20 protein-coding genes and 1 pseudogene are annotated in these 23,561 nt (G+C 65.6%); 7 read left to right on the forward strand and 14 right to left on the reverse strand.

Going from position 1 to position 23,561, the window contains the following annotated elements; genetic code table 11:
- Positions 1 to 48: 48 nt before the first annotated feature.
- Positions 49 to 1,791 carry a serine protease gene (locus V8324_RS06225; protein ID WP_336419062.1) on the forward strand — a complete coding sequence of 581 codons (1,743 nt, stop codon included), beginning with the start codon at positions 49 to 51 and terminating at the stop codon, positions 1,789 to 1,791.
- Positions 1,792 to 1,889: 98 nt separating this feature from the next.
- Here V8324_RS06225 and V8324_RS06230 read toward each other — a convergent pair whose 3' ends face one another.
- Positions 1,890 to 2,936: a Glu/Leu/Phe/Val family dehydrogenase gene (locus V8324_RS06230; RefSeq protein WP_336419063.1), complete on the reverse strand. Its 1,047-nt coding sequence runs from the start codon at positions 2,934 to 2,936 to the stop codon at positions 1,890 to 1,892.
- 117 nt (positions 2,937 to 3,053) lie between these two features.
- Here V8324_RS06230 and V8324_RS06235 point away from each other — a divergent pair, with 117 nt between their 5' ends.
- Together V8324_RS06235 and V8324_RS06240 are read left to right on the forward strand one after the other, a co-directional pair.
- Positions 3,054 to 3,509 carry an Lrp/AsnC family transcriptional regulator gene (locus V8324_RS06235; RefSeq protein ID WP_336419064.1) on the forward strand — a complete coding sequence of 152 codons (456 nt, stop codon included), beginning with the start codon at positions 3,054 to 3,056 and terminating at the stop codon, positions 3,507 to 3,509.
- Between the two features lie 3 nt (positions 3,510 to 3,512).
- Positions 3,513 to 4,691: a geranylgeranyl reductase family protein gene (locus V8324_RS06240; RefSeq protein ID WP_336419065.1), complete on the forward strand. Its 1,179-nt coding sequence runs from the start codon at positions 3,513 to 3,515 to the stop codon at positions 4,689 to 4,691.
- A 54-nt stretch (positions 4,692 to 4,745) separates the two neighbouring features.
- Here the strand turns inward: V8324_RS06240 and V8324_RS06245 are convergent, their stop codons facing one another.
- Both V8324_RS06245 and V8324_RS06250 read right to left on the reverse strand, forming a co-directional pair.
- Entirely contained in the window at positions 4,746 to 5,417 is a 672-nt protein-coding gene (locus V8324_RS06245) for an OmpA family protein (protein WP_336419066.1), read from the reverse strand.
- Between the two features lie 123 nt (positions 5,418 to 5,540).
- Complete coding sequence (locus V8324_RS06250; protein WP_336419067.1) at positions 5,541 to 6,374, reverse strand: bifunctional helix-turn-helix domain-containing protein/methylated-DNA--[protein]-cysteine S-methyltransferase; 834 nt, start codon at positions 6,372 to 6,374, stop codon at positions 5,541 to 5,543.
- A gap of 342 nt (positions 6,375 to 6,716) precedes the next feature.
- On the opposite strand from V8324_RS06250, the gene V8324_RS06255 reads away from it, so the two are divergent.
- The gene (locus V8324_RS06255) at positions 6,717 to 7,934 is read left to right on the forward strand and encodes a choice-of-anchor F family protein (protein ID WP_336419068.1); all 1,218 of its coding nucleotides are present in this window, start codon (positions 6,717 to 6,719) and stop codon (positions 7,932 to 7,934) included.
- A 77-nt stretch (positions 7,935 to 8,011) separates the two neighbouring features.
- Positions 8,012 to 8,656 (forward strand): endonuclease III, encoded by a 645-nt coding sequence (gene nth / locus V8324_RS06260; protein ID WP_336419069.1) that lies wholly within the window; start codon positions 8,012 to 8,014, stop codon positions 8,654 to 8,656.
- A 548-nt stretch (positions 8,657 to 9,204) separates the two neighbouring features.
- On the opposite strand, the gene V8324_RS06265 is transcribed toward nth, so the two are convergent.
- The 8 genes from V8324_RS06265 to V8324_RS06300 form a co-directional block, all read right to left on the reverse strand.
- Positions 9,205 to 10,236 carry a histone deacetylase family protein gene (locus V8324_RS06265; RefSeq protein ID WP_336419070.1) on the reverse strand — a complete coding sequence of 344 codons (1,032 nt, stop codon included), beginning with the start codon at positions 10,234 to 10,236 and terminating at the stop codon, positions 9,205 to 9,207.
- Positions 10,237 to 10,256: 20 nt separating this feature from the next.
- Complete coding sequence (locus V8324_RS06270) at positions 10,257 to 11,234, reverse strand: 2-hydroxyacid dehydrogenase (protein WP_336419071.1); 978 nt, start codon at positions 11,232 to 11,234, stop codon at positions 10,257 to 10,259.
- Positions 11,231 to 12,868: an ABC transporter ATP-binding protein gene (locus V8324_RS06275; RefSeq protein WP_336419072.1), complete on the reverse strand. Its 1,638-nt coding sequence runs from the start codon at positions 12,866 to 12,868 to the stop codon at positions 11,231 to 11,233. Before V8324_RS06275 ends, V8324_RS06270 begins: the two co-directional genes overlap by 4 nt.
- Positions 12,865 to 13,704 carry an ABC transporter permease gene (locus V8324_RS06280; protein ID WP_336419073.1) on the reverse strand — a complete coding sequence of 280 codons (840 nt, stop codon included), beginning with the start codon at positions 13,702 to 13,704 and terminating at the stop codon, positions 12,865 to 12,867. Before V8324_RS06280 ends, V8324_RS06275 begins: the two co-directional genes overlap by 4 nt.
- Entirely contained in the window at positions 13,701 to 14,672 is a 972-nt protein-coding gene (locus V8324_RS06285) for an ABC transporter permease (protein ID WP_336419074.1), read from the reverse strand. Before V8324_RS06285 ends, V8324_RS06280 begins: the two co-directional genes overlap by 4 nt.
- Before the next feature lie 80 nt (positions 14,673 to 14,752).
- On the reverse strand, positions 14,753 to 16,312 hold the full coding sequence (locus V8324_RS06290) for an ABC transporter substrate-binding protein (RefSeq protein WP_336419075.1): 1,560 nt from the start codon (positions 16,310 to 16,312) through the stop codon (positions 14,753 to 14,755).
- A gap of 40 nt (positions 16,313 to 16,352) precedes the next feature.
- A complete protein-coding gene (locus V8324_RS06295; RefSeq protein ID WP_336419076.1) occupies positions 16,353 to 17,117 on the reverse strand; it encodes a class II aldolase/adducin family protein in 765 nt (254 codons plus the stop codon).
- Between the two features lie 185 nt (positions 17,118 to 17,302).
- Entirely contained in the window at positions 17,303 to 18,214 is a 912-nt protein-coding gene (locus V8324_RS06300; RefSeq protein WP_336419077.1) for a LysR family transcriptional regulator, read from the reverse strand.
- 301 nt (positions 18,215 to 18,515) lie between these two features.
- Between V8324_RS06300 and V8324_RS06305 the strand changes: the two genes are divergently transcribed.
- Positions 18,516 to 19,883: an aspartate aminotransferase family protein gene (locus V8324_RS06305; protein WP_336419078.1), complete on the forward strand. Its 1,368-nt coding sequence runs from the start codon at positions 18,516 to 18,518 to the stop codon at positions 19,881 to 19,883.
- A 417-nt stretch (positions 19,884 to 20,300) separates the two neighbouring features.
- Positions 20,301 to 20,797 (forward strand): annotated as a pseudogene (locus V8324_RS06310) (transposase); the annotation flags it as partial.
- Positions 20,798 to 21,349: 552 nt separating this feature from the next.
- Here the strand turns inward: V8324_RS06310 and V8324_RS06315 are convergent.
- From V8324_RS06315 to V8324_RS06325, 3 genes are all read right to left on the reverse strand, one after another.
- On the reverse strand, positions 21,350 to 22,312 hold the full coding sequence (locus tag V8324_RS06315; protein WP_336419079.1) for a 2-hydroxyacid dehydrogenase: 963 nt from the start codon (positions 22,310 to 22,312) through the stop codon (positions 21,350 to 21,352).
- A 3-nt stretch (positions 22,313 to 22,315) separates the two neighbouring features.
- Entirely contained in the window at positions 22,316 to 22,525 is a 210-nt protein-coding gene (locus V8324_RS06320) for a hypothetical protein (protein ID WP_336419080.1), read from the reverse strand.
- A gap of 61 nt (positions 22,526 to 22,586) precedes the next feature.
- Entirely contained in the window at positions 22,587 to 23,510 is a 924-nt protein-coding gene (locus tag V8324_RS06325; protein ID WP_336419081.1) for a transcriptional regulator GcvA, read from the reverse strand.
- Positions 23,511 to 23,561 lie beyond the last annotated feature (51 nt).

Raw genomic sequence — 23,561 nt, forward strand, 5'->3', positions numbered from 1 at the left:
ACACAGGCGTTGAGGTCGTGAAACCTTCCCGTCAGGCAGGAATAATCAATGCAACGTATCGTTTTGGCCCTAATTTGTGCCGTCCTGATCGGCGTGACAGAGGCTCGCGCACAGAACAGTCTTGGCCTGCGGGCATTGGGCGCGCAGCAGGTCTGGGTGCAGATCGAGGCCAAGCCCAGCCTCGCCGAGGCCCGCGAGGCCGCGCGGCGCTATGCCGCGCGGCTGCCGCAGGTCAACGGCTTCACCCTTGGCAATGGCTGGTATGCGATCGCATTGGGCCCGTTTGACAGCGACACGGCCGAGCTTGTTCTGCGCGAGTATCGCGGCACGGGGCGCATCGCGCGCGACAGCTACATCGCCCGAAGCTCTGCCTATCGCGGGCAGTTCTGGCCGGTCGGGGCGTCCACGCTGCGCGATCCGCCCGCGCCGGCCGCGCCCCCGACGGGGACCGAAGGGGCACGCGCGGCGCCCGACGAGACGCTGCGCGAGGCCCGGGCCCGCGAGGGGCGCCTGACCCGCGCGGATCGGTTGGAGTTGCAAGAGGCGCTCGATTGGGCGGGGGTCTACGAGGGTGCCATCGACGCGGCCTTCGGGCGCGGCACGCGGGCCGCGATGGCCCGCTGGCAGCAGGCAAACGGGTTCGAGGCGACCGGTGTGCTGACCACGCGGCAGCGCACGGAGCTCTTGCGCGATTACAACACCGTGCTCGACGGTTTGGGGCTGGAGCGGGTGGTCGACCGTGCCACCGGTATCGCGATGAAGCTGCCCACGGAGGTCGTCGATTTCACGCGCTATGCGCCGCCTTTCGCGCATTTCGACCCGGTCGGCGATCTCGATGCGCGGGTGCTGCTGATCAGCCAGGAGGGCGACCGCACCACGCTGAACGGGCTCTACGATGTCATGCAGACGCTGGAAATCGTGCCCGAAACCGGGCCGCGCAGCCTCGATCGCGACGCCTTCACGCTGGTCGGCGAAGGGGCGCTGGACATCTCGCACACGCAGGTCTGGCTGCGCGACGGCGCGATCAAGGGCTTCACCCTGATCTGGCCGGTGGGCGACGAGGACCGCCGCAACCGCGTCCTGCAGGAGATGCAGGACAGCTTCGAATGGCTGGACGGCACGCTGGATCCGGCCGAGGGAGAGGCCTCGGCGCAGCGGCTGGACCTTGTCGCGGGCCTCGAGGTGCGCCGGCCGCGGCTGACCCGGTCGGGTTTTTACGTCGACGCGTCCGGCGCGGTGCTGACCACGGCGGATGCGGTGCGCGATTGCGGGCGGATCACCCTCGACGAGGTGCACGAGGCGCGGGTCGCGCTGATCGACGAGGCGCTGAGCGTCGCGGTGCTGCGCCCGGACGCGCCGCTTGCGCCGCGCCGGGTGGCCACGTTCCAGGACCGCATGCCGCGGCTGATGTCGGATGTGGCCGTCGCGGGCTATTCCTATGGCGGGGTGCTGGGTGGGCCGACGGTGACTTTCGGTCAGGTCGCGGATCTCGAGGGGCTGGACGGCGAGGCGCACATGAAGCGACTGCGGCTGGCAGCCCTCGAGGGCGATGCCGGCGGGCCGGTGCTCGATACCGGCGGATCGGTTCTGGGCATGCTTCTGGCCCACCGGATGGAGAACCGCAAGCTGCCCGATGATGTCAGTTTCGCGGCCACCAACGGGGCCTTGCAGGACGTGCTGACACGCGGCGGAATAGAGGCGCGGCGCACCTCCGAGAGCGGGTCGATGTCCACCGAGGCACTGACCGACCGCGCCAACGCGATGACCGTGCTGGTCAGTTGCTGGGAGTGAGCGGCGTGACGTCGCGGTGCGTTGGCGCCGTGATACGGGACGGGCGTGTCGCAGGCGGCCGGCGTCGTTGCCCGGCGGTCCGCGATGGCCGGGCCGGCTTAACCCGCCCTCGCCGACAGCCTTTCCGCGACCAGCCGGTCGGCGATCTCGGCGGGGCTGACGCCTTCGGCTTTCGCCCGTGCGAGGATATGCGCCATGTTGGCCTGCATCGCCGCGAGCCGGTCCTCGACCCAGCTGTCACGCTCTGCGATGTGCAGGATCTCGGCTGCGACGTTGATGATGCCGCCGCCATTGGCCACGTAATCGGGCAGGTAGAGGATGCCGCGCGCCATCAGCGCCGCCGCGTCGCCTTGTGCGGCCAGCTGGTTGTTGGCCGCGCCGCAGATCATCCGCGCCCGGATAGCGGGGATGCTGTCTTTGTCGAGGACGCCCCCGATGGCGCAGGGGGCCAGGATGTCGATATCGGCCGAGAGGATCCCGGAGACAGAGACCTTTTTCGCCCCGAACGCGGTGACCGCCGCCTGCGCCCGCGCTGCGTCCATGTCCGCCACCACCAGCCGCGCGCCCGCGTCATGCAGCCGCTGGCAGACATGCCAACCCACATGGCCCAGCCCCTGCACGCCCACGAGGCGCCCGGCGAGATCGGCCTTGCCCCAGACCTGCATCGCGCCGGCCTGCATCGCGTCGCACACGCCGCGCGCGGTGACCGGCGAGGGATCGCCGCTGGCATGATCGCCCTGGTCGCGGCCCGCGACATACCGTGTCTCGCGCGCGATCTCCGCCATGTCGGCGGGCGACATGCCCATGTCCTCGGCGGTCCAGTAGCGGCCTTGGAGGCCCTCGATGGCGCGCCCCATGGCCCGCAGCAGCGCCGGCGTCTTCTGCGTCGCCGGGTCGCCGATGATCACCGCCTTGCCGCCGCCGAGGGGCAGGCCGGCGGCGGCGTTCTTGAAGCTCATCCCGCGCGACAGGTTCAGGACATCGGCAAGCGCCGCATCCTCGCTGTCATAGACCCGCATGCGCAGCCCGCCTGCGGCCGGCCCGAGCTGCGTGGAATGCAGCCCGATGAAGCCGCGCAGACCGCTGGCGGGGTCCACGACGCGGTAAATGTCTTCATGTGTGGACGAGGGCAGGCGCGTTAGCATGGTGACATCCTTTCACCTTTAAAGATAAGGACAGAAGGGCGCGGAAAAACCGCGAAAATTGGTCAACTGGCCGTGAGAATCGCGGATCTTCTCCAGAAACAGGATATTTCAGGGAAAATGGACGATATCGACCGCCGCATCATCGCCGCTCTGCAACGCGACGGGCGTCAGAAACTGTCCGATCTCTCGACGCTGGTGGGGTTGTCGCCGACGCCGCTGGCGCGGCGCATCGCCCGGCTGGAGCGTCAGGCGATCATCACCGGCTACGCCGCGCGCGTCGACCAGGAAAAGCTGGGCCTGCCGCTCAACGCCTTCATCTTCGTGGAACTCGAGCGCCACAGCCGCGACGCTGTGACGGCCTTCGAGACCGGGCTGCGGCGCTTTGACGAGGTGATGGAATGCTACCTGATGACAGGCACGCGGGATGTGCTGATCCGGGTGGTGGCCGCCGATCTCGCCGGGTTCGACCTCTTCCTCGAGGACGGGCTGATGCAGATGCCGAATATCCGTTCGATGCGGTCGAGCTTCGCCTTGCGCACCATGATCCGGCGCGATGCGCTGCCCGGGGTCTGAGCCGTGGATCGCTACGACGTGATCGTGATCGGCGCGGGGCCGGCAGGCGGGGCCGCGGCCTACTGGGCCGCACAGGCCGGGCTGCGGGTGGCGCTGATCGACCGCAAGACCTTTCCGCGCGACAAGCTGTGCGGCGGGCTGATCACCGGCCGCGCGCGCCGCCATTACGCCGAGATCTTCGGCCACGAGATGCCGTTCGAGGCGGGCGACCGCAAGACCGAGGTCGATTTCCGCTTTCGCGGGCGCCCGGTCGGCCTGATCCGCGACGCGCCGGCGCTTTGTGCCACCATGCGGTGGGATCTCGACGCGATGATCTGCGCGCAGGCGATCGCCGCGGGGGCTGCGGATTTCACTGGCCGGGGCGTGGCGGCGCTGGCTCCGGAAGCGCAGCGGCTGACCCTCGAGGATGGCCGGTCACTGACCTTCGGTGTGCTGATCGGCGCCGACGGCGCCAATAGCCAGGTCGCGCGGCACCTCTTCGGCGAAAGCTTCGAGCGCGCGCGAATCGGCTTCGGGCTGGAAATCGAGGCCGGCGGCCGGCATCTGTGCCCCGACGCGCCGATCCGGATCGATCTGGCGGCGGTCAACTGGGGCTATGGCTGGGTCTTTCCGAAGCGCCGGACGACGACGGTGGGGGTCGGCGGCGTGCTGGCGCGCAACCCGCAGATCAAACGCGCCATGGCAGACTATTGCGCGATGCTGGGCATCGATCCGGCCGAGGCCCGCGTCAAGGGGCAGTTCCTGCCCTTCGGCGCGTTCCGAAAGGTCCCCGGCAAGGGCGCGGTGCTGCTGGCCGGTGACGCCGCCGGGCTGGTCGATCCGATCACCGGCGAGGGGATCGGTTACGCGATGAAAAGCGGCCAACTGGCGGCGCAGGCAGCCCATGACGCGCTGTCGCGAGGCCAGCCCCATCGCGCGCTCGGGCTTTACCGGCGCGCGCTCCGCCCGCATCACCGCGCGCTGCGCATGGCGCGGGCCATCCGCCCGCTGATATTCCTGCCGCGCCTGGAACCCGCGTTCGAGCGGGCCTTCCGGCGCTCGACCACGCTGCGTCACCAGTATCTGCGGCTGATGGCCGGCGAGGTGGAATACGGCGATATCCTCTGGAGGCTGGTGCTGCGCCTGCCGCGCCTGGCATGGCTGACCCTGCGCGGCGATGCGGCGCACAAGGCGGGGCACTGATCCTGCCGTCCCCCGCTTGATCTTGCCTCAAATACGCGACTCCACCGCTTGCACTCAGTTGGTGGGCACGATGACGATCTCGACCCGGCGGTTCTGCGCCTTGCCCGTTGGTGTCAGATTTGACGCGACCGGCTGATCCTCGCCACGCCCGAAGGCGTTGATCCGCGAGGCGCGCACGCCGCCGCTGAGCAGCACGTTGGCCACGGCATTGGCGCGACGTTCGGACAGGCGCTGATTGTAGCTGGCCGCGCCATCGCTGTCGGTGTGACCCACGACCTGCACGCGCGTGTCGGGATAGCGCTGCAGGCTCTCGGCCACGGTGAATAGATCCGAGCGCAACCCGGGCCGGATGTCGAAGCTGTCGACGGCGAACAGGATATCCTGCGGCATGGTCACGGTCAGCCGGTCGCCGGTATTGTTGATGCCGACATCGCTGTCGAGATCCCGGCGCAGCTCGGCCTCCTGCCGGTCGAGCGCATTGCCGACGACCGCGCCGCCCGCGGCCCCGATCGCACCGCCGATCAGCGCACCCTTTGCGCGGTCATCGCTGGTCAGCGCCCCGGCCCCGGCCCCGATCAGCCCGCCGATCAGCGCCCCCTGCCGGGTTTTCTGACGGTCCTGCCCGCCCAAGGCCGCGGGATCGGTGCAGGCGGTGGCCAGCAGGAGCGACGCCCCTGACAGCAGAAGAAGCGGCGTACGGGCGTGGCGCGTGGAAGTTCGCATCATGGTTAAGACCTTTTTTCATTTTTGCACCCGATCTGTCGGGGTTGCCGGCATGATAGGCAATAACAGGGGACGGCCCAAGGGCCTGTGATGCGAAATCACGCGGTCTTGCGCGCAGAATTCCGCCTACATGCCGGTCCGCGCGCTTTCGCGGGCGAGGATCGCGCGCTTGACCGGCAGACCCCAGTGATACCCTCCCAAGCCCCCGGACTTGCGCAACGCGCGGTGACAGGGAATAAGGTAGCTTATCGGGTTGCGCCCCACAGCGGTGCCGACTGCCCGCACGGCTCGCGGATGGCCGATGGCGTCCGCGATCCGCGAATAGGTGGTGACATGCCCCGAGGGGATCTCGAGCAGCGCCTGCCAGACCTTTATCTGGAACGGGCCCCCGATCATCTGCATGGCCACCTCGCCATGCCCGGCGAAGGCCGCCTCGACCCAGGGCGCGATGCGGTCGGGCGCGCGGGCGTGCTTGGCCCGCGGCCAGCGGGCGCGCATGTCGTCGAGCGTCGCCGCGCGCCCGATCTCTTCGGCGAAGGCCAGACCGCATAGCCCGCGCTCGGTGCCCATTGCCAAGGCCGTGCCGAACGGGCTGTCGAACCAGCCGTGGTAGATCGTCAGCCCCGCGCCCTGCCGTGCAAAAGCGCCGGGGCTCATCGCTTCCCATCGCAGGAACAGGTCGTGCAGGCGCCCGCCGCCCGACAGCCCCGCCGCATCGGCTGCTTGCAGCGTGGTGCACCGCTCTGCCAGCAGCGTCTTGGCATGGCCGAGCGCCAGGTATTGCTGGTAGCGCTTCGGCGAGACCCCGACCCAGTGCGAGAAGAGCCGCTGAAAATGGGCGGTGCTCATCCCCATTTCGCCGGCCAGATCGGCAAGCGACACCGCGTCGCCACGCGTGTCGATCAGCGCGATGGCACGGCGGATGACGTTGTAATGATAGGTCTGGTCGAGATCGGTCATGCGCGGCTCCTGCCTTCCTGTCGCAGGATAGGTCGCCGGCGCCACCGGCGCGACCCGAATGTTGCGCTTGTGTCGCGGATGGCCGCGCACTTTTTCAAGCGCATCGGCCTGCCGGATCGGTTTCCGATTTCGAGCAGTCTCCGTTGGGTTGAATCGGGGACTTTTACTCGCGTTAACCTGGATCAATCGATCACATTCATAACCGTGATTGCGTCCTCGAGGGCGAAAATGGCTGGCGCATTGCAGCCGCGCGTCCGTGGCACAGCGTGCGATGCGTCAGGATATCGCCCGGACAAGTGGCTGCTGCGGATGTGCAGTCCTGCATTTTGATGGAGACAGAAAATGAAACACGTAAGGCATGTTACGACTCTGGTAATGGCGGGTGTCGGATTGATCACGTCAGGGGGCGCCAGCGCCGCCACGCTCACCGATTGGAGCACCGATAATGTCATCGTCGGGCCCGCGTTCGATCCCGGAGATCCCGAGCAGACCGGAGAAAGCGTCGTCTATGATCGCGACGTTACGGGCGGCACTGCGGGTGCGGTGACCAACGGTCGGATCGTCTATGATTTCCCAGAGGCCAATGGGCCCGGGATAAAGGTTGTAGAGGGCCCGGTCGACGTGGGTGGCAACGACCTTGCCGGATGCATCATGGCCTCGAGCGCCTCGACCTGCGATGGACCGCGTCAGAGCGGTAAACGTTTGAAGCAGCAGATCACCGGCTTCGGGCCGACCGACCTGGTTTTCACCACTGATCCTGACGGCACGCTCACGCCGGTCACCGACGGCGATGGTAACACGCTTGACGGCGATATTGGCTACCGTGTGTTCCACAAGCTGACCAACGAGACCGGAGCGCCGCTTGCGGGGTTCAAGTTGTCGCTTGGCACCGGTGTTGGGGGCGGCTTCACGTCCTCGGCGTCGGGTGACGGGTTGAGGTTCTCGCAGGACTTCGAGAACGGGCCGGACAAGCTTGCTGCCTACGCCCAGTTTCCGGTCGGGCTTTTCGGCGAAGCGAATGACCGCAACGGGCAACTTGGCGGCTTTTTCGACAGGACTGCACGCTCGGGGTTCAATACGGTCTTTGGTGAGGACTTGATCGAGACTGCTGGATCCTTCGGCAGCTACGGCGATACGTTCGGGCTGTGGCTTACCGGGGACGCGGTGCCCACGGGCCTGTTCTGGGATGATGGCGACGATGACGTCGAGGATCCGCTGATCGCGTGGATCCTCGCGGATGGACGCGTGGAGCAGCGCCGCGATGTCGATGGTGACGTCGTCTCGAACCTTGCCGAAGATGCGTTCCTCCTTTTCGACGATCTGGACGATTTCGCGTCAAGCGATGGGAATCTCTTCGCCGAGTTGTTATCGGCGGGGATCGAGGATCTGGCGAATGTGAACGTAAACTTCGCCGTCGATATCTCTGATTTCTCGGGCGAGACCTTCACGCTGCGCGTGACGCCGACGCCGGTGCCGCTACCCGCGACCGCGCCGCTGCTGCTGGCCGGGATCGGGGCGATCGCCATGATCCGCCGTCGCAAGCGGACCAGTGCCGCCTGACCGAACGAGGTATGAAAGCGCGCAATCCCGCCAAGGCGGGGTTGCATTTTTACAGATGCGCGTGACATTTGGCGCTTGTGACCAAGCAACTCGATTATCACACGATGCGCGAGATATTTACCCGGTTCGAGGCGGCCGCGCCGGAGCCCGAGGGCGAATTGGCGCATGTCAACGCCTACACGTTGGTGGTCGCGGTCGCGCTTTCGGCGCAGGCGACGGATGTCGGCGTCAACCGCGCCACGCGCACGCTGTTCGAGGTCGCCGACACGCCGCAGAAGATGCTGGATCTTGGCGAGGAGGGGCTGATCGCGCATATCCGCAGCATCGGCCTCTACCGCAACAAGGCCAGGAACGTCATGAAGCTCAGCCGCATCCTGGTGGAGGACTATGACGGCGAGGTCCCCAACAGCCGCGCGGCGCTGCAATCCCTGCCCGGCGTGGGCCGAAAGACCGCGAATGTCGTGCTCAACATGTGGTGGCATTACCCGGCGCAGGCCGTCGACACGCATATCTTCCGGCTGGGCAATCGCAGCGGCATCTGTCCGGGCAGGACCGTGGAGGCAGTCGAACGCGCGATCGAGGACAACGTGCCGGTGGATTTCCAGCGCCATGCGCATCACTGGCTGATCCTGCACGGGCGGTATGTCTGCACGGCGCGCAAGCCCGCCTGCGGCACCTGTCTGATCCGCGACCTGTGTCTTTTCGAGGACAAGAACCTCTGACCCGCGCATGCTTTCGAGGCGTGCCGCCAGAAATCGATGCCTTGGGCCGTGACGGGGGCATTTCGGTGCAACCTGCATGGGAAAACACGAAGAGATCACGATAGTTGCTGGGAGCCGGATATCTTTTCCCCAACGAAACGAAAGCGTCGCGCCCGGCTGCGGGATCAGTCGAGCGGTCCCGATGCCGACCGAAGCCGGGCGCGCGTTCTTCCGAGACGCTCGTCGGCTTCGTATCCTATCCCGCACCTATGGCTTGGCAGAGAAGCGTAACCCGAGTTGTTCATCAAGGTGACCTGGCGTCCCGGCAGGTGACCATCACGTACCAGGCGCGCCGGGCCGGGCGAAGATGTTGCCGCAGGCATCCGCGCAGACCGCGAGCCCGGCGTCGCGATACCATCACATGAAGAGATCGCGCGTCTCGCGGTCGGCATCCGAAAGCGCGAGGCGCGAGAGGCCACCGGGGCGCCCGGGCCCGATCCCGGCGGAGGCGTAGATCGTGGCGGTTAAGCGGTCGAGATTCGTCCGCGCGTCGCTCGAAAAGGGCAGGATCAGCTCCGGATCGCGTGGCGGAAGGCGGTCAGGAACGCCTCGGCGTTGGTCCGAAGCGACGGACCGAGATACCCGCCCTCCTGGATCAGGACCGTGGGCAGGTTCATCGCCGCGATACGCCGCGCCATCTCGGCGAAGCCGCCGGCCTCGACCCCGAGGGCGGCCAGCGGATCGTCGGCGGCCATGTCGAAGCCGAGCGAGATGACCAGCGCCTCGGCGCCGAAAGCGTGGATCGCGTCGATGCCGCGGTCGAGCGCGGCCAGAACTTCGGGCTCGCCATCGCCCATCTGCAGCACCTCGTTGCGGGTGAAGCCTTGGCCCTCGCCCTCGCCGGTCTCGTCGGCATAGCCGAGATAGAAGGTCGGGTAGACCGCCGGATCGGGGTGCAGCGAGCAGAAGAACACGTCGCTGCGCCCGTAGAAGATGTCCATCGATCCGTTGCCCGAATGCACATCCACATCAAGCAGCGCGAGCTTGGGCCATTTGCCAAGCAGGTGCTGCGCCGCGATGGCGGCGTTGTTGTAGAAACAGAACCCGTTGGCGCAATCGGTCATCGCGTGATGCCCCGGCGGACGGCTGAGGCCGTAGGCGGCGCGCGCACCCTGCAGGACGTCCTGCGCGGCCGACAGTGCGGTCTGCGCGGACCAGTAGATCGCCTCATAGGTCGTCTCGGTGAGCGGTGTCGAGGTGTCGGTCATCCACCAGCCCATGGCGCCGTTGATGTCGCGGGGCTCCCGGCCCCGGCGCGTGCCGGGATGGCGCGTCGGGATCCCCAAAGCGCCCTCGGGGGCCTCGGCGACAAAGCGGGCATGGGCATCGATGAAGAAATCCACATAGCCCGGATCATGCACCGCCTTGATAGGCGCCGTGCCGAAATCCTCCGGCGCCTCGACTGCGAAGTCATTGGCCAGAAGCATGTCGCGGAGCAGGGTCGCGCGTTCGGGTTGTTCGGGATGCGGCGTGGGCGCGCCGCCCCGATAATAGATCTCGGGCTTGTGGTTGAATTGCCGCGAATCGAAAAAGGCTTTCATGGGGTAGTCCTCGATGGATCTCAATAGCCGGTCGTCCTGTCCACGGCCTGTTCGGGGCGCTGTCCGGCCCGCATCGCGCGCAGGGATCGGGCCAGCTCGCGGCTGACGGCGGCGGCCGACGTGACGCTGGCCTCGTGGGGTGTGACGAGGATCCGTGGATGGCGCCAGAACGGGTGGTCGGGGGGCAGCGGTTCTTGCTGGAAGACGTCGAGAGACGCGCCGCCGATCTGGCCGCTGTCGAGGGCTGTCAGCAGGTCGTCGTCGACCAAGTGCTTACCGCGCCCAAGCTGGATCAGGGCCGCGCCGCGGGGCATCCGATCGAACAGCGCCGCATTCAATATGTCGCGCGTGACGGGGGTCAGCGGCATGATGTTGATCAGGATATCCGACCTTGCGGCGACGCGCTGCACGGCATCGTCGCCGCTGATCCGGGTCACACCCTTGGCAGCGTCGCCTCCGGTCCGGCTTGCGGCGAGCACCGGAAAGCCCATCGAGGCCACGGTCCTTGCGATGGCCCGCCCCATGAGGCCGTAGCCCAACAGGCCCACGGTCACCTGCGAGGGCGGCCGCAATGTCTTGATGGTCTGGCGGTCCCAGGCCGACCGTCGCTGCGCGTCGATGTAATGGCCCATCTGGCGATGATGCCAGACCACATGCCACGCGGCGAACCCGGCCATGATCGCGGCTTGTTCCTCGTCATGGACGCGGGTGACGGTGACGTTGCGCGGCAGGCCGGGGTTGCCCAGCACGCCATCCACCCCGGCGGCGTTCGCCTGCACCAGCTCGATATTGGGATAGGCGTCGAACGCGTCCGGGGCGGGCCGCCAGACCAGCGCGAAGCGGATACGCGCCGGGTCGGGCACCTCTTCGGGGCGATACACCCGGATGTCGGGATAGGCCTCCAGCGCGGCGCCGTAGAAATCCGACAGGTCGAAAGATGAACACAGGTAGACGCCCTCGATCACCTCGCCCGGGGCCTTTGGTGCGGCGCCGGTCACAGCCGGGCTTCCTTCTGCGCGGCCAGCGCCGCCTCGTGGGCCTTTCCGGGAATGGCGTCGAGCAGCGACCGGGTATACGCGGTTCGCGGGGCGCCCAGAACCTGCGCCGAGGGGCCGTATTCCACAATCTCGCCGGTTTTCATGACAAGGATGCGGTCGCAGACCTGGGCCGCGACGCGCAGGTCATGGGTGATGAAGATCATCGACAGGTTCAGCCGGGTCTTGAGATCGGCGAGCAGATCGAGCACCTGCGCCTGTATCGACACGTCGAGCGCCGAGACCGCCTCGTCTGCCACGATCACCTCGGGATCCAGCGCCAGTGCCCGGGCGATGCCGACGCGCTGGCGCTGACCGCCCGAAAACTCGTGCGGGAATCTCGCCATCGCCGACGGGTCGAGCCCGACGAGGGTCAAAAGCTCTTCGGCCCGGCGCCGGGCGGCCGCCTTGTCGCTGCCATAGGCGATCAGCCCGTCGGTCAGGATGGTGCCGATACGGGCGCGCGGGTTGAGCGACGAGAACGGATCCTGAAATACCATCTGGATGCGGCGGCGGTGCTGGCGCAACGCCGCGCCCTTGATCCTGGCGATGTCCTGACCGCCGAATTCGACGACGCCCTCATCGGGCGTCAACAGCCGCACGAGACAACGACCAAGCGTCGATTTGCCCGATCCGCTTTCGCCGACGATGCCGACGGTCTCGCCCTTGTGCAGATCGAAGGTCGCGTGCCGCACCGCCCTGACCACGCGCGGTTTCGCAAAGATGCCGGAGGTGCGCGTGCGGAAGGTCATGCTCAGATCGCGCACACGCAGGAGAGGATCGGTCGAGGCGCCGTTATCCACCCCGTCATGGAACGATAGCCGTGGGATCGCGTCGAGCAGCGCGCGGGTATAGGCGGTCGCTGGATCGAGCAGAACGGTGTCGGCCGTGCCCGCTTCGACGACCTCGCCCGCCTGCATGACGATGATCCGATCCGCGATATCGGCCACCACGCCGAAATCATGGGTGATGAACAACACCGCCATTCCGTGGTTGCGGCGCAGGTCCTCGATCAGGTCGAGGATCTGCGCCTGTGTCGTCACGTCGAGCGCGGTGGTGGGCTCGTCCGCGATCAATATCTTGGGCTCGAGCGCGAGGGCCATGGCGATCACCACCCGCTGACGCTGGCCGCCGGACAACTGGAACGGGTAGGCGCGGATGGTCGTGTCGGGGTCGGGCAGGCCGACCTCGCGCAGAAGCGCCAGCGCGCGTTTGCGGCGCGCGGACGGGGTCAGAACGTCATGCGCCTCGAACACCTCGGCGATCTGGTCGCCGATCCGCATCAGCGGGTTGAGCGCGCTCAGCGGTTCCTGGAAGATCATCGAGATGTCGTGCCCGCGCAGAGCCAGCATGTCCTTTTCGGACAGGCGCAGCAGGTCGCGGCCCTCGAAGGTGATCGTGCCGCCCGTGGGCGTCACCCCCTCGGGCAGAAGCCCTATCAGCGCGTTGGCCGCCATGGACTTGCCCGATCCGCTTTCGCCAACGATGCAGAGAATCTCGCCCTTTTCGAGGGTGAGGGACACGTCCCGCACGGCCAGGTGGCGGTCCGCCCCGCGGGGCAGCGCGATGGACAGGTTGTCGATGCTGAGCAATGTCATGTCGTCCGGACCCGCAGCCGGGGGTTCAGCGCATCGTTGAGGCCTTCGCCGATCAGGTTGAGCGCGAGGACCGTCAGCAGGATGGCGATGCCGGGGATGAAGCTCAGCCACCACGCCGTGCGCAGCACGGTGCGCGCGGCCCCGATCATGTAGCCCCACGACATCACGTTGGGATCGCCAAGCCCTAGGAAGCTGAGCGCGCTTTCCAGCAGGATGGCGGTGGCGACCATCAGCGAGGCCAGCACGACGATCGGGGGCAGCGCATTGGGCAGCACCTGCCGCAGGATGATGCGAAGGTCGCCCTGACCCGACAGCGTCGCGGCCTCGACGAATTCGCGGTTGCGCAGCGACAGCACCTCGCCGCGCACGAGGCGCGCCACCGGCGGCCAGCTGACGATCGCGATGGCGAGGATCACGTAGGCCAGTGTCGGCTGGAAGATCGCCAGCAGCACGATGGCGAGCGCGAAGCTGGGGATGGTCTGGAAGAACTCGGTGAAGCGCATCAGCGCGTCATCCACTAGCCCGCCGTAATAGCCCGCAAGCGCGCCGATCGGGATGCCGATGGCCAGTGCGACGATGGTCGAGACCAGACCCACCAGCAGCGACACGCGCGCGCCGTGAAACAGGCCCGACAGCACGTCGCGGCCGACCGCATCGGTGCCGAGCGGCAGGCCCTCCATCTCGAAGGGTGGCAGGAACGGGCGCTGCACCATGGACCACGGGCTTTGCGGGAACAGGACCGGTGCGGCGATGGCGCAGGCGATCACCACGCTCAGAATGACGAGGCCGATCACGGCGCCGCGGTTTTGCCGGAAGCGGGCCCAGAATGCTTTCATTGCGCAAGCCTGATACGGGGATCGACGACACCGTAGAGGATGTCGGTGATCAGGTTGAACAGCAGGACCATCGCCGCCGAGACGAAGAACACGCCGAGGATCACGTTGTAATCGCGCTGGCTGATCGCCTCGAACATCAGGCGACCGATTCCGGGCCATGCAAACACGGTTTCGGTCAGGACCGCGCCCCCGACGATCTGCCCGGCCTGAAGCCCGGCGAGCGTGATGACCGGCAACAGCGCGTTGCGCAGGATGTGCCGCCGCTGGATCAGCGAATTGCGCAGGCCCTTGGCGCGGGCGGTCTTGACGAAGTCGAGGCGCGAGACCTCGAGCATCGAGGCGCGCGTCATGCGCACATAGATCGCGGTGAAGAACAGCCCCAGAGTGGTGGCGGGCAGGATGAGATGCCGCCCGATATCGAGCATGCGCGCAAGGCCGGTATACTCCGCGCCGATCGTCTCGTAGCCGAAACCGGGCAGCCAGCCCAGAACGACCGAGAACAGTAGCGATGCCATCAGAGCGACCCAGAAGAGCGGCGTGGCGTAGAAAAGCAGGGCCACGCTGGAAATCAGCGTGTCCCACCAGGTGCCCTGCATCTGCGCGGCCAGCACGCCGGCGATGACGCCGAAGACGATGGAGATGACGAAGGCGGTCGCGGTCAGCAGCAAGGTGGCCGGCAGACGGTCCCAGATGAGCTCGGCCACCGGCATCTGTCGACGATAGGAAAAGCCGAGATCGAATTGCACGGCGCCCTTGAGATAGGTCCAGAGCTGCACGGCGAATGGCTGGTCGAGGCCGAAGCGCTCGCGCAGATCCTGCAGGAACTTCTCGTCCGCTGCGCCGGCCTCGCCCGCCATGACGGCCGCCGGATCGCCGGGGGCCGCGTGGATCAGCACGAAGTTCAGAACGAGGATCGCCAGCAGGATGAAAACGGCCTTGACGAGCCGCGCCGCGATGAAGCGAAGCAAGATGCATGTCCCGTGGGTTCAAGGGTCGGGTGACCGCCGCACCGGTGGACTGGCGCGGCGGCGGTGAGGCTCAGGTCGGATCAGTCGCGGTCCAGCCACGCATCGCGCATGCCGTCATTGACGCCGATGGCCGTGGTGACCGGGTCTTTCACGTCGCAGCGGTAGATCGTCGGAAACTCGAGCTCGATCATCCATGCCACGGGCAGGTCCTCGACCAGGATCTTCTGCACCTCGCTGTAGAGCGCCTGACGCTCTTTTCCGCTCGCCGACACGGCGGCTTTGGCGAAAAGCGCGTCGACCTCTTCGTTGACATAGCCCGAAACGTTGTTCCACGGGCTGCCCTTGGCGATGTTGGTCGAGATGTAGTTCCGCGCCACGCCGAGGGCCGGATCGCCGTATTGATAGAGATAGGTGAAGGCGAGATCGAAATCCCAGTCTCCGACCTTCTGGTTCCAGCCGGCGACATCCGTCGCGACGATCCGCGCGTCGATGCCGACCTCGGCGAGGTTCTGTTTGGCCACCTCCGCCCAGCGCTGCCATGTCTCGCCATAGGGCAGCGGCAGAAGCGCCAGCGTCTCGCCGTCATAATCGGACGCTTGGAGATATTCGCGTGCCTTGTCCGGATCATAGGAGATGTCCGGCGTGTCGGGCTCGTAAAAGCGCGTGACCGAATTGACCGGGCCGGTGGCAATCCTGCCATTGCCGTTCCACAGCGCATCGCGGGCGAATTCGCGGTTCATCGCGTGCATCACCGCCTTGCGCAGGTTCTTGTCGGTCATCGGCCCTTCATGCATGTTCAGCCACATCCAGGAAAGCGGGCCGAAGAATTCCCAGCCCTCGTTGGTGTGGCAGACATTGTCCATCGCGATCAGGCGCGGGATATCGAAATTCTCGACCGACCCGCCCGGCAGAAGATCGACCTTGCCGGTCTCGAACGCGACCGAGCGCGAGGCGGCATCGGGGATCACCTGATAGTAGATCTCGTCGAGATAGGGCTTACCCTCCAGATAATAGTCCTCGTTCTTCACGAGATGGATGTACGAGCCGCGCTCCCATTCCTCGAACTTGAACGGGCCGGTGCCGATCGGCGTGTTGTTCGCCGGGTTTTCGGCATAGTCGGTGCCTTCGTAGATATGCTTGGGGATCATCGGCATCGTGCCCGCCTCGAACAGGCCAAGGAACGGGCCGAAAGGCTGTTTCAGGGTGAACACGACCGTGGTCTCGTCCGGTGCCTCGATGCTTTCGACATGCACCAGCGAGGCGCGCAGGCGGGCATGCGTCTCGCGCAGGAACTCGTCGACCGAGAACACCACGTCTTCGGCGGTAAACGGCTCGCCATCGTGCCAGACGACATCATCATGCAGGGTAAAGGTATAGGTCAGGCCGTCCTCAGACTCGGTCCATTCCTTCGCCAGCGACGGCATCGGGTCGAGATCCTTGTCGTAGCGCAGCAGGCTTTCATAGATGTCGCCCGCGACCATCTGGGTAGGCCCGTTCTGAAGCAAGCCCATCATCAGCCCGGGCGGTTCGGGCTGGATCACGACGTTCAGCGTGCCGCCCGATCTGGGCTCTTCCTGCGCGGCCAGTGCCGACGCCGCGGCTAGCGCGGTGCCGGTGGCCAGAAATCGTAATGCCTTCATGTGGTATCTCCCTGTGGATGTGGTGTCGGACCCGTCGCGCTTATTCTGCGAGATCGGGATAGTGCTTTAACGCGAGACGCAGATACGCCTCCCATTCCGGATCTGGAATATTGGGATTACCGCGATCCTTCGTCGCGGCCTCGTATTGACGGGCGGTGAATTCGGCCAGCTCGTCGGAGACATGGTTCAGCCGCGCGCCTGAGGACATCAGCGCGACCTGCGCCTTGCAGGTGCGTTCGAGGTTGTACATCAGCGCGAACGCCTCGCCGACGGTGCCGCCACAGGTCAGAAGCCCGTGATTGCGCAGGATCATCGCCTTTCGGTCGCCCAGGTCCGCCACCAGCCGCTCGCGTTCATCCAGGTCCAGCGCGATGCCTTCGTAGTCGTGGAATGCGACGCGGTCGTGGAATTGCAGCGACCACTGGTTCAGCGGCAAAATGCCCTCGGCCATCGAGGCCACCGCGATGCCCGCGACGGTATGGGTGTGCAGGACGCAGCCGATCTCGGGCCGGGCGGCATGCACCGCGCTGTGAATGGTGAACCCCGCGGCGTTGATGCCCGCGCCGTAGCTGTCGCGCAGGATGGTCCCGTCGAGATCCACGGTGACGAGGTTCGACGCGGTGACCTCGTCGAAGCGCAGGCCGAACGGGTTTATCAGGAATCCGTGATCGGCCTCGTCACGCGGCGCGCGGGCCGAGACATGGGTGAAGATGCTGTCATCCAGCCCGAAATGCGCGATCAGCCGGTAGGCCGCCGCTAGGTGCAGGCGTTCCTTGGGAAGGGCGGCGCCGGAATCCTGTCGCATGTTCACCTGTCTGCAAGCCCCCTGCCTGGCTGATCGGTGCGCGGCCCCGACCGCGTCCACGCCTGTGGAAAGGCGCCAACGCTGACGAGCTTAGCAACGAGTTGGTGAGATATAAAATAGCCGAATGCTATGTCAGAAAGAAAACGGTTCTATGCCGGAGGCGGGGTCTGGCGACGACGCGATGATTAATTCGGCGACGCGATCACTTCCTGGGCGACGGACAGAAACATCCGCTCCGCCGCGTTCAGATGCCGGGCCGGATCGGACACGAAGAACATGTCCGCGTGAAGGGTCGTGCTGGACAATTCGAGCCGCCAGAGCGTCCCGTCCGCGATTTCCCGGGCGACGGCATGCACCGGCAGAACGCCGATTCCCATGCCGGCGGTGATCATCCGGCACACTTCGGTGAAATCGCCGCTGGTGCCGCTGATCGTGCGGCCAAGCCCCGCGCCATCGCGCAGCGCGACCATCGGCTCCGGGGCGCGGCCCTCGGCATCGCAGGAAAACGCGATGAAGGGCACGTCGCGCAATGCGTCCAGCGTCACATCGGCGCGGCCGAAAAGCGGATCCTCGGCCCCGCAGAAGATGCCGTATTCCGCGCGCAGCACAAGCTGACAGTCCAGCCGCGACACCGGGCGCGTCATCAGGCAGAGGCCGAACGGGACGATGCCCGCCACGACATTGTGCAGGATCGTCGGGCTGGAGGCGATCTTCATGTCGATGACCACCGAGGAGTGGCGCTGATGGATCAGCCGCAGGATCTCGTCCAGCACCGCGCTGCGCACGCCGGTGACGATCTGCATCTGCACCGTGCCCACGAGATCGGAATGCAGCGCCTTGAGCTTTTCCTCGGCGCGCAGGGCGGCCTCGAACATTCGCTCTATCTCTGTGAAAAGCATCTCCCCCGCCGCGGTCAGTTCGAACGCGCGCTGACCGCGTTGCACCAGTTGCTGCCCAAGCCGCTTTTCCAGCCGCATCAGCGACGCGCTCACCGATGGCTGGCTGATGCCCAGTGCCCGGGCGGCGCGGGACATGCCGCCCTCGTTGACGATGAAGTAGAAACTGCGCAACAGCCCCCAGCTGTCACAGAGATCCACATGCTTCAGTCGTTTATCGAACGCCTTGGTGATTGGGCTGTCGGCCGGCGGTGCGGCGACCGACCGGTCGGCACCGCGTTTCCGATCCGTTCATGACGCGGCGTTGCGAGGGTCCGGCGCGCGAGTCGGTCTGGGTCTGCCGGCATGATCGCATCCTGTACATGTTGTCAGCGTCGAAGGCATGTTGCATCAAAATTCCTTGCCATGCGAGCCTTTCAAAGGGTAGCAAGTGGGAAACGCGGGCGATGGCAACCTGCGCTGTTGCACCGCACGCCCCGCGTCAGATCAATGGTTTCCGTGAATGGAATTGCGTCCCAATTCGACCGAAGCGCGTGATGTCGCCTATCATCTTCATGGCTACACCAATGCCCGCGCCCACGAGGAAAACGGTCCTCTGGTGATCGACCGGGGCGATGGCGCGCACGTGTTCGACACGGCCGGGAAACGCTATATCGAGGGCATGGCGGGGCTGTGGAGTGTCGCGGTCGGCTTCAACGAGAAACGCCTGATCGACGCCGCGCACCGCCAGATGCAGAGACTGCCCTTCTACCACAATTTCTCGCATCGCTCGCACAGGCCGGCAATCGATCTCGCCGAGAAGCTGATCGGGATGGCCCCTGTTCCCATGAGCAAGGTGTTCTACACCAACTCGGGCTCCGAGGCGAATGACACTATCCTGAAAATGGTTTGGTACCGGTCGAACGCCCTGGGCAAGCCGGAGAAGAAAAAGGTCATCTCCCGCCTGCGCGGGTATCACGGGGTGACGATCGCGTCGGCCTCGATGACCGGGCTGCCCAACAACCACCGGTCCTTCGACCTGCCGATCGACGGCGTGCTGCACACCATCTGCCCGCATTACTGGCGCGAGGGACGGGAGGGCGAAAGCGAAGAGGCCTTCGCGACCCGCTGTGCCGAGGATCTGGAGGCGATGATCGAGGCCGAGGGCCCGGAGACCATCGCGGCCTTCATCGCGGAACCCGTGATGGGGGCCGGCGGCGTGGTCGTGCCGCCCGCCACCTATTGGCAGAAGATTCAGGGCGTGCTGTCGAAATACGATATCCTGCTGATCGCCGACGAGGTGATTTGCGGGTTCGGCCGGACGGGCCGTATGTTCGGCTGCCTGACCTACGACATCAGGCCCGACATCATGACCATGTCGAAACAGATCACCTCGTCCTATTTCCCGTTCTCGGCGTTCATGTTGAACGAAAAGGTGTACGCGCCGATTGCCGATGAAAGCGCGCGTATCGGGGTTCTGGGGCATGGCTATACAGCCGGCGGGCACCCGGTCGGCGCGGCGGTCGCGCTGGAAAACCTCAAGATCATCGAAGAGCGGGATCTGGTCGCCAATGCCGCCGAACGCGGGGCGGAGCTGCAGGCCGGACTGGCGGAATTCATCGACCATGCGCTGGTCGGCGAAGCGCGCGGGGTCGGGCTGATCGGCGCGCTCGAACTGGTCGCCCCCGACAGCCGAGCCGAGGAGTTCGCACCCGGCAGGCTGGGGACCCACATGAACGCGATCATGCTGCGCAACGGGCTGATGTCGCGCAACATGATGGACGCGATGGCCTTCTGCCCGCCGCTTATCGTCACCGCAAGCGACGTGGCGGAAATCCTCGACGTCACAAGACGCACCCTTGACGATTTGGCGGGTGAACTTTCGCGGTAACCTCACGCTTGTAATCCATCGACTCACCCCCCCTGCGGAGCGGACTTTCGGCGGAAGGACTACGCCAATCCGCGGCATTGGCGCATTTGGTTGATGTCGTGCGAGGTCCGTAAAGGCGCGCATTTTGCAAGTTGACTGACCTGCCTTAAGATTGAGGACGTCTCGATCATCAATCAGGAGGCTCCCATGACAGAGGAATGAGTGACCCAGCTGCGTCAGCGGATGATCGAAGACATGAACATTCGTGGATTGGGCGAGAAAACCCAGAACGCCCATATACCGAACGAGAAGCTTCAGAAAGACGATGGTGAGATGGACCGTGGCGCCAGTGGCGCCGCGCAAGTCGACGAAGGATGCCGAGGCGATCTGCAAGGCCGCCGATGCGTTTCACGCCAAAGGCGTGCTGCCAGCACGAGGCCTTTGAAGAGCGAAGAGACGCAGGGCGCGGCGATGATGTTTCGCGTGCGCGAGCTTCTGATCCGGCAACGGACACGGGCCTTCAATGTGTTCTGAGGGCATTTGAACGAGTTCTGACAGATCGTGCCATGAGCCGCGGCCAACGCGTTGAAGCTGATTGCGAGTGTTGAAGATCCCGAAAGTGGGCTGCCTGCCGATGCGATCCCCACGCTTTAGGGCTCGATCGCCACTCTCGGCCACCTGAAGGTCGAGATCGGCAAGTTCGATGCCGAGTTCGCCCGCCGGGCCAAGGAGAACGAGTTGGCGCGCCGCCTGATGACGGTGCCGGGGATCGGGCCGCTGATCGCCACGGGCATCTCGACCCTTGCCCCGCCCCCGAAACTTTCCGTAAGGCGCGCGATTTGGCCGCCTGGCTCGGTCTGGTGCCGCGGCAGCATTCGACGGGCGGCAAGCACCGGCTCGGGGCCAGGACGAAGATGGGCGAGCGCTCTTTGAGAGCCTGATCGAAAATGAGTTGATTGAATTCAGCAGGTTGTGTTTCTGTTCGGATATGATGCTGAGCGGAGATCAACATGGCCTGGACCGAACTCACTCGCGAGCATTGAGCCTCCCCATCTGAATTGGTCCCCCGTTATGTTTAGAAAACCGAGGACAGAGAATCGCGAACAAGCGCCACACGCCCGAGGAAATAGTTCAGGAGTTGCGGCAGGTTGATGTGCTTGTCGGTCACCCGAAGCGATCAGACGAGAGTAAACCATGAACTTGCGGAAGGCCGGATAAGTCTATCCCAATGTCTCGATACTGTAGACCGGTAAACTGCCCATCTGTGGTTCCCTTTCTGACTCAACGGCAGGTGATCGCATCACGACCAATTCGGGATTCCTGGATCCTAAACGCAGTGACGCGCGCTCGCTGGCCTCAAGCGCAGTCTCGTTGATGTGCCGCCGTCGTTCCTGTTAGCAATAATTTGGCGTTCGGCACCTTGATAGATGCCCAGTCCGACATGGATAGGGTCGACCGGTCAACACGTTCAGAACTGCGTCCGCGATTCAGACCAGCCGATCACCCGGTTCCTGTCCGGCGAAAAACGCGTCTAGATTGTCGAGCGCGCGAAAGCCCATGGCGTCACGTGTCGACACTGTTGCGCTGCCAATATGGGGTAGCATGAAGATGTTTTCGTGCCGGGCAAAGGCCGGATTGCCGCCCGGCTCCCGCTTGAAGCAATCAAGCCCGGCGGCGGCTATGTGACCCGATCTGATTGCGGCCAGAAGCGCATCCTCATCGACGAGGGCGCCACGCGCCGTGTTTACCACCACCGCCCCCTCGGGCAGCTTCGCAATCCGCGTGGCATCGAGCAGGTCGATGGTGTCGCTGGTGGCCGGGCAGTGCAGCGTCAGGAAGTCGGAAACCTCAAGCAGATCGTCCAGGTCGCGATGGAAAATCGCGCCCTGTTCCACCTCGGAGGACAGTTGGCTGCGGTTGTGGTAATGGATTTCCATTCCAAATCCGCGGGCCTTTTCCGCGAAGGCCCGGCCCACGCGCCCCATGCCGACGATACCCACCCGGCCGCCTGTCACCTGCTTGCCGACCATGAACGAGGGCGACCAACTGTCCCATTCCCCCTGCCGCACGAGGCGGTCGGCGGACACCGCGTGCCGTGCCGCGCCCAGCATCAGCAACATCGCAAGCTCGGCCGTGGCATCCGACAGAACGTCGGGCGTGTTGGTCACCATGATCCCGGCGGATTTCAACGCGTCGAGGTCGCAATGGTCGACGCCGACGGAATGATTGGCGACGATCCTCAGCCGCGGGTCGAGACGCGCCACGACCTCTGCAGAGAACCGCTCGGAATGACAGGGGATCATGGCGTCCACCCGGCTGCTCATCGCGACGATCTCGTCGGGAGTGCCCGGCGTGTCATCTTCTGTCAGGATCACATCGTAATCGCGGCGGGCCCGCGCGATGGTCGCATCCGACAGGCGGCGCGGGATCCAGATCACCGGTTTGGACATGGCTCAACCCTTGTTATTGCTGAAGGTCACGACATCACGACCCTCGAGCAATGCTTCCAGACGAAGACTTTTCAAGCTGATGGCTATCACGAGAATGGAGAGGAAGCCAACCAGAACGCGTTTGCAAACTCGGAGCCATGATGCCGGACTGAAGTGCGCGAACGGCATATGGCCGCCGCTCGTCGCGACCACAACGGGGTGCATCGCGGGCATCCCCAGGCTCGTCTCCGCCAATGCGGGGGCCGGAGCAGAGTTTTGCGCCCGAATACACGTGTTAAGCACCGCCTCGTGTATGCTTCATCTCGGCGCTGATCCAGTCGCGAAAGGACCCGACCTTCGGGGCGGCTGCCTTGTCGTCGGGGTAGACGAGGTGATATCCGAACTCGGTCGCCTCGCCGACTGCCGGTGGGAAGGGCCGGACGAGCCGGCCTGCGGCGAGATCGTCGGCGACCAGTGTCGAGACCGCCAGCGCGACACCGTGCCCCTCTATCGCCGCCTGCACCGCCATGCTGTCATGGCTGAAGCGCGGACCGCGTGACGGATCGACGGTATCGACGCCGGCGGCGCGCAGCCACATCTGCCAGTTGGGCGCGGTCTCGGACTCCATCGCCCACTGGATGTGTAGCAGCGTGTGCTCGGCCAGGTCCCGGGGGGTCTCGAGGGGCGGTCCGCGCCGCAGCAGCTCCGGACTGCAGACGGGAAAGGCGGTCTCGGCCAGGAGGCGCTCGGCGTGCAGCCCGGGATAGCTGCCGCCACCGAAGCGCAGCGCGACATCGACGCCGTCGCCCTGGAATGTCGACAGCGCGTTGGTCGCATCGAGTCGGATATCGTAATCGGGATGCGCGGCACGGAAGCGGTCGAGCCGCGGCACCAGCCACTTCGCGGCGAGCGAGGGCGCGACGCTGACGGTCAGGATCCGGCTCTGGGGCACGTCGCGCATCCGGGTCGCCCCGTCGGCGAGCCGGTCCAGCCCCTCGGTCAGCAGGGGGGCGGCCGCGGCGCCGGCCTCGGTCAGGACCAGACCGCGCGTGATCCGGCGAAAGAGCGGACGCCCGACGTGATCCTCGAGCGCACGGACCTGCTGGCTGATCGCGGCCGGCGTGATGTGCAGCTCTTCGGCCGCCGTCTTGAAGCTCAGATGCCGGGCCGCGGCCTCGAAGGCCCGGAGCGCGTTCAGGGGCGGCAGGCGACGTGTCACGATCCGGACCTCACGCATAAGATTTGCTATTCCGTATGCAAGACATTCTCG

It is taken from the genome of Roseovarius sp. D22-M7, from assembly GCF_037083785.1.
In the GTDB taxonomy this organism is placed as follows: domain Bacteria; phylum Pseudomonadota; class Alphaproteobacteria; order Rhodobacterales; family Rhodobacteraceae; genus Roseovarius.

Coding starts and splice junctions, on each gene's coding strand:
- V8324_RS06225 (WP_336419062.1), top strand. CDS start 49: ATGCAACGTATCGTTTTGGCCCTAATTTGTGCCGTCCTGATCGGCGTG.
- V8324_RS06230 (WP_336419063.1), bottom strand. CDS start 2,936: ATGCTAACGCGCCTGCCCTCGTCCACACATGAAGACATTTACCGCGTC.
- V8324_RS06235 (WP_336419064.1), top strand. CDS start 3,054: ATGGACGATATCGACCGCCGCATCATCGCCGCTCTGCAACGCGACGGG.
- V8324_RS06245 (WP_336419066.1), bottom strand. CDS start 5,417: ATGATGCGAACTTCCACGCGCCACGCCCGTACGCCGCTTCTTCTGCTG.
- V8324_RS06250 (WP_336419067.1), bottom strand. CDS start 6,374: ATGACCGATCTCGACCAGACCTATCATTACAACGTCATCCGCCGTGCC.
- V8324_RS06255 (WP_336419068.1), top strand. CDS start 6,717: ATGAAACACGTAAGGCATGTTACGACTCTGGTAATGGCGGGTGTCGGA.
- V8324_RS06265 (WP_336419070.1), bottom strand. CDS start 10,236: ATGAAAGCCTTTTTCGATTCGCGGCAATTCAACCACAAGCCCGAGATC.
- V8324_RS06275 (WP_336419072.1), bottom strand. CDS start 12,868: ATGACATTGCTCAGCATCGACAACCTGTCCATCGCGCTGCCCCGCGGG.
- V8324_RS06280 (WP_336419073.1), bottom strand. CDS start 13,704: ATGAAAGCATTCTGGGCCCGCTTCCGGCAAAACCGCGGCGCCGTGATC.
- V8324_RS06290 (WP_336419075.1), bottom strand. CDS start 16,312: ATGAAGGCATTACGATTTCTGGCCACCGGCACCGCGCTAGCCGCGGCG.
- V8324_RS06295 (WP_336419076.1), bottom strand. CDS start 17,117: ATGCGACAGGATTCCGGCGCCGCCCTTCCCAAGGAACGCCTGCACCTA.
- V8324_RS06305 (WP_336419078.1), top strand. CDS start 18,516: ATGGAATTGCGTCCCAATTCGACCGAAGCGCGTGATGTCGCCTATCAT.
- V8324_RS06315 (WP_336419079.1), bottom strand. CDS start 22,312: ATGTCCAAACCGGTGATCTGGATCCCGCGCCGCCTGTCGGATGCGACC.
- V8324_RS06320 (WP_336419080.1), bottom strand. CDS start 22,525: ATGCCCGCGATGCACCCCGTTGTGGTCGCGACGAGCGGCGGCCATATG.